The organism is Parapedobacter sp. ISTM3 (genome assembly GCF_016533505.1).
In the GTDB taxonomy this organism is placed as follows: Bacteria; Bacteroidota; Bacteroidia; order Sphingobacteriales; family Sphingobacteriaceae; genus Parapedobacter; species Parapedobacter luteus.
Genome location: NZ_JAENGN010000002.1, coordinates 1 through 11,504, shown reverse-complemented (window position 1 = coordinate 11,504; position 11,504 = coordinate 1). Strand labels below are relative to the sequence as shown.

Here is an 11,504-nt window from a genome sequence, read left to right as displayed (position 1 = left end):
CTTGTCCTTGGTAAACTTTGACAACTAAAAACGAATAAATGCTCAAGACATTCATCAATAGACCCGTACTGGCGACAGTTATTTCCATCCTGTTGGTTATCCTCGGGCTGGTGTCCATGTGGCAGCTGCCCATCACCCGCTTTCCGGAAATCGCTCCGCCGAGTGTCACCGTATCCACGTCCTATCCCGGCGCAAACGCCGAAACGGTGGCAGGGGCCGTGCTCTTGCCCATCGAAGAGGCAATAAATGGTGTGCCAAACATGACGTACATCCGTTCGTCGGCCACCAATTCCGGTTCAGGAAACATTACGGTGTTTTTCAAGACCGGCACCGACCCCGACCAAGCGTCGGTAAACGTGCAGACCCGTGTTTCAAAGGCCAACTCCCGTATCCCTCCGGAGGTTATCGAATCCGGCATCACGGTAGAACCCCGCCAAAGCGGGATAATCATGACCATCAATATTTTCAGCAACCATCCGGATACCATATATGACGAGACGTTCCTGCAAGCCTACGCGCAGATAAACCTCATGCGCGAACTCGCCCGTGTGGATGGCGTAGGCGAAGTGAGGCGTGTAGGGGCGCGTGATTACTCCATCCGAACCTGGTTGAATCCAGAAAAAATGGCGGTATACGGCTTGGTTCCGCAGGATGTGCAGCAAGCCATCCGCGACCAGAATTTTGAAATCGCCCCGGGGAGATTCGGAGAAACCTCCAACGAAGCCTTCGAAACGATCCTGCGGCACAAGGGAAGGTTCACCCTGCCCGAGGAGTTCGAACAAATCGTGATAAAAACCAACGAGGATGGTTCCGTCCTTTACCTGAAAGACATCGCCCGTACCGAACTGGGGGCCACCAACCTCGGCAGTGACAATAAAGTCAACGGTTATCCGGGGCTTACCCTGAATATCCTTCAGACCAGCGGCTCCAACGCCCGCGATATTGACATCCAAATACGGGACGTGCTCGAGCGGCTGTCCCGTGATTTCCCGGAAGGTATCCAATACGAAATTTCGTATAGCGTGCGTGAGCAGATTGATGAATCCATTAGCCAGGTACAGCATACGATTTTTGAGGCGTTCATCTTGGTGTTTATCATTGTTTTTATCTTTTTGCAGGACTTCCGCTCTACGCTTATCCCCGCCATAGCGATTCCGGTGTCACTGGTGGGCACCTTTTTCTTCCTGCAGCTTTTCGGGTTTTCCATCAATGTGCTTACGATGTTCGCCCTCGTGCTGGCGATTGGGATCGTCGTGGATGATGCCATCGTCGTCGTGGAGGCCGTGCACCAGAAAATGCATGCAACGACCCTTGGGCCACGGAAGGCCACGCTAGCGACCATGGGAGAGATTACGAGCGCCATCGTGTCCATTACCTTGGTCATGGTGGCCGTCTTTTTCCCGGTAGGGTTCATGGGCGGGCCCTCGGGGGTCTTTTTCCAGCAGTTCGCCTACACGCTGGCTACAGCGATACTGATCTCCGCACTGAATGCATTGACCCTCACGCCTGCGTTATGCGCGCTGCTGCTCAAGAGGCCCGCGCGGCACCCCTCGGTAGCCGATAGCACACCGAAAAAAGGCAATAAAGCCGGCAAGCTGGCTTCCCGTTTTTTCGAAGCATTTAATACCGCCTTCGCTACCCTTACCAACAAATACATCGGCTCGCTGCGTTTCTTAATCCAGCGGAAAGCACTCGCCTTTGGCGGGCTGGCGATTGTGACCGCCATCGGTATTTGGCTGATGAACAGGACACCATCGAGCTTTATACCCACCGAAGATGATAGCTTCATTACCTACTCGCTATCCATGCCACCGGGAGCATCGCTCGCCCGCACCACCGTTGCCCTTGCCAAAGCTGACAGCATCCTGAAAAAGCGCGAAGCCATCGAAGGCATGACCACTGTATCCGGATACAATGCCATAGACGCCAGTGCAAGCTCCGCCTTTGCCGTCGGCTACATCAATTTAAAACCCATCAAAGAGCGGGGAGCTATCCGCAACATTGATGCGATAATGGATACCATACGAAACGATCTCGCACAGGTTACAGAAGCGTCGTTCAGTGTTTTCCCAAGGCCTACCATACAAGGATTCGGCGACTTCTCGGGCCTCGAATTTGTATTGCAAGACCGGATGGGCGGCTCCATGTGGGATTTTGGCATGGTAGCAGACACCTTCATGCGCGAGCTCGAAAAGCGGCCCGAGATTGCCTCGGCCTATACGACGTTCAATGCAAACTTCCCCCAATACCTGCTGGAAGTCGATCCGGTAAAGGCGAAGGCCTTGGGCGTGAGCATCAATGACATGATGCGCACCATACAAGGCTATTACGGCCGCGTCACCGTGAGCGATTTCAACCGCTTCGGCCGGCAATATCGCCTATTCATGCAAGCCGATTTTGAATACCGTGCCGATCCGGAGTCCTTTAAATCCATCTTTGTGCGCAACGACAATGGCGAAATGGTGCCTGTCAACACCATTGTCAGATTGAAGAAAGTCATGGGCCCCGAAATTGTAAACCGGTACAACTTATATAATGCCATCGCCATCAACGCCATACCGTCAGATGGCTACAGCACGGGGGAAGCCATGGCCGCAATGGAAGAAGTCGCCGCTGCCTCCCTGCCCGGCAATTACAGCTATGAATGGACCGGCATGAGCCTGGAAGAGCGCCAATCAGGCAATGAAACGGCCCTGATTTTTGCATTGAGCATTGTTTTCGTCTACTTCCTGTTAGCAGCCCAGTACGAGAGCTACATTCTCCCGCTGGCGGTCATGCTGTCCGTGCCTGTAGGGCTAATCGGCGTGTACTCGGCCATCAACCTGGTGGGTTTGGAAAATAACATTTATGTACAAGTCGGCCTTATCATGTTGATAGGCCTGCTGGCTAAAAATGCCATCCTCATTGTTGAGTTTGCCGTCCAGCAACGACGGGCTGGGTTGCGCATCTACGAATCAGCCATTGAAGGGGCGCGTATGCGGCTTAGGCCCATTCTCATGACCTCACTGGCCTTCGTGGCGGGCCTCATTCCGTTGATGTGGACGGTAGGCCCCTCCGCGCAGGGCAACCACTCCATCAGTTTCGGCGCCGCGGGGGGGATGCTCATCGGTGCCACACTGGGGATAGTTATCATTCCCGTGTTGTACGTTGTGTTCAAACATCTCGATGAGCTCGTAAAAAATAAGTTGACCATAAAAGAAGAAGATTAATGATGAAGTCCATCCGGCAAACAGGTTTAGTTGCGATCATCGGCTGTTTATTAGCTTCGTCCTGCAAGTTGGGGCGGGATTACGTCCGTCCGGATACAGGGCTTACGGCCGCGTTCCGCGGCGCCGATACCCTTGTCGGTACGGCAGACACGGCCAACATTGCTGATATCCCTTGGTATGATTTCTTTACCGACAGCATGATGATTATGCTCATTGATAGCGCTATCGCTAACAATTACGACATGCAAACCGCGCTTAAGAACATTGAAATTGCCAATCAGTCATTGCGGCAATCCCGCGCGGCGTTTTTCCCGGAGGTAGAGGCCCAGTTGGGCGGTACCAACCAGCAGTGGCGATCGCGCGACTTTTACAGCTCCCCGTCGTCCAAATGGTATGGGCGCGACGGCCAGGCCGAACCGCCTGACAACCTGTTTATGTATCAGTCGCAATACCTTTCCTCCATCAGCATAAGCTGGGAGCTGGATATCTGGGGGAAAATGCGCCGGCAGAATGAAAGCGCGCTAGCCGAATACCTGCAGACTTTTGAAGCCAGAAAAGCCATACAGACCGGCTTGGTAGCCACCATCGCCGAAGGTTATTATAACCTGCTGATGCTCGATGCACAGCTGGAGGTCGCACGGCGGAACCTTCGGCTCAATGACAGCACGCTGCAAATCGTTAAACTCCAGCGTGATGCCGGCGAAGTGAGCTCGTTGGCCATCCAGCAGACAGAATCGCAGATGCTGCTCGCCACGTCCCTTATCCCGCAGTTGGAGCAGGAAATCGCCATTCAAGAAAATGCGTTGATGGCCTTGACCGGGCGCATGCCCGATAGCGTTTACCGGTCCTCGGCCCTAATGGATTGGCGCATGCAGGATACTTACGACGCCGGGGTACCGCTACAATTGCTGGCCAATCGGCCAGACGTGCGGGCCGCCGAACTAGCGCTGCGCGCCGCGAATGCCGACGTAGGCGTAGCGCAAGCCTACCGGTATCCGACACTGACCATCGATGCATCGGGCGGGATCAACGCCATGCTTCCACAAAACTGGTTCAACATCCCCGGCGCGTTATTCGGCGGGCTAATCAGCGGTGCCACCCAACCGGTATTCAGCCGAAGGAGACTTAAAACGCAGCATGAAATTGCCAAACTGGAACGCGATAAAGCCGAAATCAGTTTCCAACAAACGGTCATGGATGCGGTTCATGAGGTGACGAATGCCCTGATCATGATTGAGAAGCTCAATGAGCAATATGCCATTGCTGAGCGGCGGGTAGCCACGGCTCAGCTCGGTGTCAAAAATGCCAATTTGCTGTTCAAAAGCGGGGAAGCCACCTACCTGGAAGTGATCACCGCCCAAAGCAATGCGCTCACCAGTGAGCTGGATTTGGTCAGCATCAAGCAGCAACAGCTCAATGCCAAGGTCGGACTTTACCGGGCGCTGGGCGGCGGTTGGAAATAAAAAGGCCGATCCATCGTGGACCGGCCGTTACATGAGATATTTAGGGTTAGTTTGATAGCCGGCTTTAATAGGCCAATACCGTTACTTCGGTACGCCTGTTCGCCTGGTGCTGCTCGCGCGAACAAGGCACACCGTTGCCGCATTCGTTCACCAAACGAGTTTCGCCGTATCCTTTAGCCACCATCCGGTCGCGGGCAATACCCCGGCTTACGAGGTAATCCACAGCGGCCTGCGCGCGGCGCTGCGACAGTGCCATGTTATAGGCATCGCTGCCCCGGCTGTCCGTATGGCTTGACAATTCGATTTTCAATGTCGGATTATCCCGCAGTGTGCGTACCAATTCATCCAGTATGGCAGCCGCGTCCGGCCGGATGTTGTGTTTGTCAAAATCATAATAAATATTTTCCAGCTCGAATGTTTTACCCACCTCAAACACGGGTTCCAGCAGCAGTGCTACTTCAAGCGTATCGGAGGTCGTTATGCCCACCGTACTCACTTTTGCAGAGTCCGCATGGTATTTCTCCTTTTGCCCCAATACCGTATAGGTGCTATTCCTGTCAAGCACAAACTCAAAAGTCCCGTTTTCCGTACTGCTCTTTTTGGCCACGATCGAACGGGTACCATCATAAAGCGTCACCATGGTTTCAGGCAAGCGATCGCCGGTGTTTTTGTCGGCTGTCGTTCCTCTCAAGACAATGACGATCTTCGGTCTCTCATAGGTAAACCCGTAAATATCGTCACTTCCTTTCCCACCTTTGCGGTTTGAAGACAAATATCCCGCAAGTCCTTCTTCGCCTTCATAATTTGTTATGTAGGCAAAATCATCGCGCGCCGAGTTTACGGGATACCCCAAGTTTGCGGGGCTCGTCCACGTCGCTTTGCTGCCCGTAGCCTGGAAAACATCCAGCCCACCCATCCCCGGGAAGCCATCGCTCGCGTAATACAAAATGCCATTGGGACCAATATTAGGGAAAAGCTCATTGCCAGCGCTGTTTATCGTAGCTCCCGCATTGATTGGCGTACCCCAGCTGCCGTCGGCCTGTTTTTCACAATACCAGATGTCAGTACCGCCCTGCCCGCCGGGCATGTCACTCACAAAATAAAGGATATTGCCATCGCCGCTCAGCGCGGCGTGCCCTACCGAATAGGCAGCAACGTCATTATGCGCAAAAGGCATGGCCTCCCAGTCATCGCCTGTCTGCGTGTACAAGTAAAGTTCCAGCTTGTTGGTCATGTATTTCCGCCGATCTTCACGGGACACAGACCCCTCCTTTCCCGGATAGGTGCGCGTCACATACAACGTTTTACCGTCGTGGGCGGCCGCCACCGGACCGATGTGATAAGGCGCATTGTTGATGCTATTCACCGCAATTACGGGGTTATGGAGTGTATTATCCCCGGCACGATCCGCCGTATAAATACGAAGAAACGAATTGCCCGTCCATCCATACGTACCGACTCCCTGCATATGGCTATCGGGCTCGCCGGTATAATAGACCTTATCGCCCATCGGAAAAACCGAAAACTCGGCCAACGACGTGTTGACCGCCTCATTACGCAATTTATGGGCCGTTGGGTTGGCCATCCACACCACAGCCGAATCGCAGCCTGCTATCGCTACGGCGACCCGCGCCGTATCGCCTGTCCGCGCGGCATACGTTTCCAGCTGCACCTTTGCTTCCACATACTTTCCATTCACTTTCAGCACCTCCCCATAGCGCAATAAGTTTTCCTCGCTGCTGTCTTCCATGCCCACGACACGTGCATACCAATTTTCAGCCGATTCATAATCCTTCATTTGCATGTAACAATGTGCCAGCCGTTCCAGGTCGGCGAGCTTAGGCCGCTTGCTGTCCGCCAGTTTTGTATATAGGATGGCCGCATTGGCATACTCGTACTTACGGAACAACTCATCTGCACGCTCACGCAATCCGGGTTGTTCCTGGCCAAAGGCCGGATGAGCCAGTAACGCGATGCCGATAATGCCAAAAAACAACGTTGTCAATTTTTCCTTCATTCTCTTATTCAATTTTTTTACCTTTCGGTAATGTTGGTAATCATTCGTAACAGGTAAGTGTAGGCTTTCATCTCATCACTCACTTTAAATTCAATATCGCCCCACGATATCAGATAGCCGCGCCCTTTCAGTTTAGACACCAAAATGGGCAACCACTCCTTTCCCTTTACCCAAATTTCCAGGCGGGGTTCATCTTTGATGTAGGCAAATTCCGTCCTTGTATCTAAATATTGTGCAACTCTTTCCAACAACATAGGGCTGTTATGCTTTCATTAAAAAAACCGAGGGCTTAATAACCGGTTTGATCGCCGTCCGAAGGTGATGCCCAGCGTCACCTCATGCGAACCATTCTGTACACCGCTCAGCCGGCTTAGGATGTAGTCATACGAATACCCAATCCGCAACGTCGGTGTCACATACAGCTGGGTGATTGCCGAAACCGCGTTCCGCTTGCTTAGCCTGTCTCCTGTAAAGCGGGCATAATCCCGTTTAAAGACGGTCACACCCGTCCGCCATCCGCCACCAATCCAGAAGCGGTTATCAAAGATAAACATCGCGTTCAGGTCTACGCTCGTCGGCCCCTTAAAGTCCTCTTTCACCAAGACGCTTGGCCGCAGCTTCAGCCCGTTATCGAAGTTGATCAATCCCCCACCGATGAAATACAGGTGCCGGCGACGCCGGATATTATCAGTTGTGGTATTATCCCAGCGGAAGATGTTGTTGCTTTGGTCGCCGGACAGCAAATCCATTACCGATACACCGGCATACCAATGCGGATTGTAATAATAAACCCCAAAACGGATATCGGGCACCCAGTTGCTTATTTTCCCCGGGGGGACCAACTGGTCGCCCCCATCATTCGGTTGCAGCAGTGTACCATCCAAACTATATTGGGTCACACCGGCGCCGATACCGAAACTCAGCCGTTGGGTATCTTCATCGTTGAGCCTCAGTCGGAATGCATAGTTCGCATAGGCTGACGTTGCCGATTGAGGGCCCAGCCTGTCGGCCATCACCTGCAATCCCACACCATGCCGCTTGGCGCCCGGGTCGACAATCCCGTCTATTGAGATCGTGCCTGTTTCCGGCGCCCCGTCCAGGCCCACCCATTGGCTACGCAGCCCCAGCTGGCCAAACCACTCTTCTTTATAGCCCGTGTACGCGGGGTTGACACTCATTGCGTTAAAAATGTACTGCGTAAACTGAATACTCTGCTGCCCTTTGACGGTCATGCAGGTGCAGGCAAAAACCAGCAGTATCGACGTTCTTATGCTATTCTTCATGTTATACTTATTCATTGCTAAATGCCTCCGGCTATTTACGTTTCACCAATACCCATCCCTTGTGTACGGTCTCCTGACCATCCTTCCGCAGCGTGATGAAGTAATAATAGGTACCTTCATTCAGGCCCTGGCCATCCCAGTCCTGCTGGTAATTGCGGCTACGGTAAACTTCGTTGCCCCAGCGGTTGAAGAGGACGACCTCAGCGTTGTCATAGTCGGAAAGCCCGATGATCACGAAGCGGTCATTCAGTCCATCGCCATTGGGCGTGATAATGTTCGGGATGTGGAATCCAGTAACCGTAATCCGCACCGTCGCCACGTTCGTCCAGTTGCCGTTTGCATCCATCACCCGGTACGTAAACTCGTCCGGACCGGTATAATATTGATTCGGCGTATAGGTCACTGTACCGTCACCGTTGATCCGCAAGGTACCGTGCTGTGGCTGGCTGATAATTTCAATTGTCGACGGATCCAGCGGTGCGCTATCCGGTTGGTCATTTCCTACCAATTGGATTTGCAGCGGCCCGTTGAATGAGCCGGTTGCCGTATCATCGGATGCCCTCGGCTCGCTTTGCACCACCGTAACCGTGAGAGTCGCCGGTTCGGCCCGCAGTCCATTGACATCACTCACCACATACCTCACGGCAGATTCGCCGTAGAATTCACGGATTGGCGAGAAGGTAATCGTGCCGTCGTCATTTACGGTATATGTCCTTTCCCGATCGATCGTTACCGTTTTAACCGGATCGCCCGTTGCCGGATCGATCAGCCAGACCGAACGCGGATCCAGCGCACTGCTGCCCTCCTCGTCATTTTCCAGTACATCGGCGGTCACCGGTGTATGTTGTGGAGTAGAAGCCACATCGTCCGAAGACTCAGGGCCCTCAGCCACCGGTACGCGTGTCGGCACATCATTATCCACATTGTCGCCCGATACGTCGGCAGCAATTTCCCCATTCGGCCCTTCGGCACGTACACGTGCGGAGGTCACCACTTGGCCCGCCGCAATATCAGCTACGGTCACCACATACCGGAATACCCGTGTGAATTGCGCACCCGGCGCGAGCGTTTCATCCACGCGCACATTTTCCAGGTTGAGCTTTTCATCGTTCAACACGAAGCCGCTCAATGTCATATTGCCCGTATTGGTTACCGTAAAGCGGTACTCAATTTCGTCGCCGACAAGGAAGGCGCCGTTTCTTCCCGATCCGGTGTTGGTGACCACCGCTACCAATGCCACGGCCGGCCTCATTTGAATCGGTGTGATCGTACAATTGTTGCAGTCTTCATTTACCGGGGCATCCGGGTCCGCCGGATCAGGATCATGCGAGTCGTCACGCACTTCCTCACCATTTGGTGCCCTACCCACGGCCTCAGCCGAGTTATATACGTAGCCCACATCAATATCGGCCTGCGTAATGGTGTGTGTCGCCGTCGCGCGGCTAGATTCCCCGGGCAACAGCCTGGCAATCGTTGCAGGCGATAAGCTGCCCGCATCGGCGTTATCATCGGTCAGCTGGATATCAGTCAGCGTTACGTTTCCAGTGTTTGTGACCACGATGTCATAGGTAATCACATCGCCGACGTGCACATACTCACCCGGACGTGTGCTTTTGGTGATGGTAATCGCCAATGAGCGTGTCAGCTCGATTCCTGTTGGATCATTGGTCGGATCGCCATCGCCATCGCTATCTACCGTGTGGGGGTCAGCGATGTTGTCGCCATTGGCATCCGTGCCGGCATCGGATTCATCAGCGACGGTGTATCCTTCCGGATCTTCACCGGTAGCCACAGCAGTATTCCAGACGGCTCCACTATCGATGTCGTCCTGCGTCAGTCGGTAAGTAGCCGTGGCTGTCGCCACCTCACCCGGCGCCAACGTAGCTGGCGTCGGCGTCAGGCCAGACACCCCTATACGCGTATCGTTTATCACGATGCCGCTGACCGGCACATTACCCGTGTTGGTCACGGTAAAGGTGTAGATGACCGCGTCGCCACTTGCTGCCACGGCGGCATCGGTGGCTATGGCCGCCGATTTCACCAGTGCAATGGAAGGCGTGGCCACAAATACGGTCACGGTAGCATCATCACAGTTGTCAGGATTCAGCAGTTCGCAAATCCGATAAACGATGGTGTATGTTCCGCCAGGCGTTCCTTCCGGCACACGTAGCCGTCCTGTTAGTTCATCCACGACGGGCACAGGTCCGCCATCAATCGGTGTAGCCGGCGTGGTCACCGTCAGGGTTATCTCGTCAATGGCCGGCCGGCTGCCATTCAGCAGGTCATTGTCCAGCACATTACCGAGGTCATCATCCCCCTCGAATCCGTTCACGTAATCAACCGTGTTATCTTCCGCCACTATCGGTGCAGCCACTACATTTACGGTTATTGTAGCATCGCTGCAGTTGGCTATCCGAGCGTTCTCGCAAATGGTATAGTTCAGTGTATACGTACCGGCAGGTGTGCCAGGCAGCACATCCACGGAGCCGTCCGCATTCAGTACCACTTGGGTTGTCGGATTGTTAGCATCATCATAAAACGGAACCGCTGCCGTCACTTCTTCACCGTTGACCGAAAGGGTTACATCCGCCGGATCAACATCGGCAGCATTCAGCTTGTCATTGGCAAACACATTCAACGCGTCTACCAAACCGTCGTATCCGTTGATATTGGTTATTTGATCATCAGCGGCCTCGATAACAAACGTCGGGGCGGCATAGCAGTCTGCACTTGCCGGCGGATAATCCACCGTAAGGGTTACGGAGGGATTGACCGTTATCGTCACCACTGCCTGCGGCCGCAAGCCCTCAAAACCATCCGCTGTCTCCATCCATTGCCCGTCAACGAACGACCATCCCGGCCAGTCGATGCCGTTTCCGTCGCCGTCAACGACGGCTCCCGGCCACAATATCCGTCCGCTCAATGGCAAGCCGGTCATCTCGTCAATCACATTGCCGTCAGTATCAGACCACGTGATGGTGGCCGTTACGCTTGCCGCAGGTGTGAAGTTCTGAGGGGTTATCGTATAGTTAAGGTGCGGCACATCGTTGATACATTCCCCAAAAGCGGTCGCGGTAATCACTGGCGCTTCCAATGGTTCCTCGGTGGCATCATCATTTCCCTCGGCCGTACCCGATTGATCGGTTACATCGCCATCGCCTGGGTCTTTTCCTGCCACCAGCGCCTGGTTGGTTACCCCACCGGCATCAATATCTTGTTGCGTAATCGCGTAAGTGGCACGATATACAGCAGACTCACCCGGAAGCAATGTCTGGTTATACGCCCCTGTACCACTATAACTGTCAGCCACATACGTTGGAACAGGAAGTGTCCCCGTTCCTGTAAATACGGCTTCCGATTCGGTGACCGATATATCCGTCACCGTCACGTTACCACGGTTTGTTACGATAAATGTGTAGGTAATTTCATCGCCAACATTCACCATGCCGTCACTGTTTGCATCGTTATAAGCCGACGATTTGATAAGGGTCAGCTCCGGTGCTTGGTCTAAACCCGCCACCGTCGGGTCGCC

At 53.8% G+C, this 11,504-nt stretch carries 6 protein-coding genes; 2 read left to right on the top strand and 4 right to left on the bottom strand.

The features are described from left to right. Positions 1-38: 38 nt before the first annotated feature. Positions 39-3,209, top strand: coding sequence for an efflux RND transporter permease subunit (locus JHJ32_RS02780; protein ID WP_200119736.1), 3,171 nt, complete (start codon positions 39-41; stop codon positions 3,207-3,209). Next, positions 3,209-4,672: an efflux transporter outer membrane subunit gene (locus tag JHJ32_RS02775; protein ID WP_200119734.1), complete on the top strand. Its 1,464-nt coding sequence runs from the start codon at positions 3,209-3,211 to the stop codon at positions 4,670-4,672. Before JHJ32_RS02780 ends, JHJ32_RS02775 begins: the two co-directional genes overlap by 1 nt. 64 nt (positions 4,673-4,736) lie before the next feature. Here the strand turns inward: JHJ32_RS02775 and JHJ32_RS02770 are convergent, their stop codons facing one another. The 4 genes from JHJ32_RS02770 to JHJ32_RS02755 form a co-directional block, all read right to left on the bottom strand. Then, positions 4,737-6,689, bottom strand: coding sequence for an OmpA family protein (locus tag JHJ32_RS02770; RefSeq protein ID WP_200119732.1), 1,953 nt, complete (start codon positions 6,687-6,689; stop codon positions 4,737-4,739). Between the two features lie 17 nt (positions 6,690-6,706). Then, positions 6,707-6,943, bottom strand: a complete 237-nt coding sequence (locus JHJ32_RS02765; RefSeq protein WP_200119730.1) for a hypothetical protein — start codon at positions 6,941-6,943, stop codon at positions 6,707-6,709. An 18-nt stretch (positions 6,944-6,961) separates the two neighbouring features. Then, positions 6,962-7,972 carry a type IX secretion system membrane protein PorP/SprF gene (locus tag JHJ32_RS02760; RefSeq protein WP_233632449.1) on the bottom strand — a complete coding sequence of 337 codons (1,011 nt, stop codon included), beginning with the start codon at positions 7,970-7,972 and terminating at the stop codon, positions 6,962-6,964. A gap of 31 nt (positions 7,973-8,003) precedes the next feature. After that, positions 8,004-11,504, bottom strand: a 3,501-nt coding sequence (locus JHJ32_RS02755; RefSeq protein WP_200119727.1) for a gliding motility-associated C-terminal domain-containing protein, incomplete at its 5' end; no start/stop codon positions are given.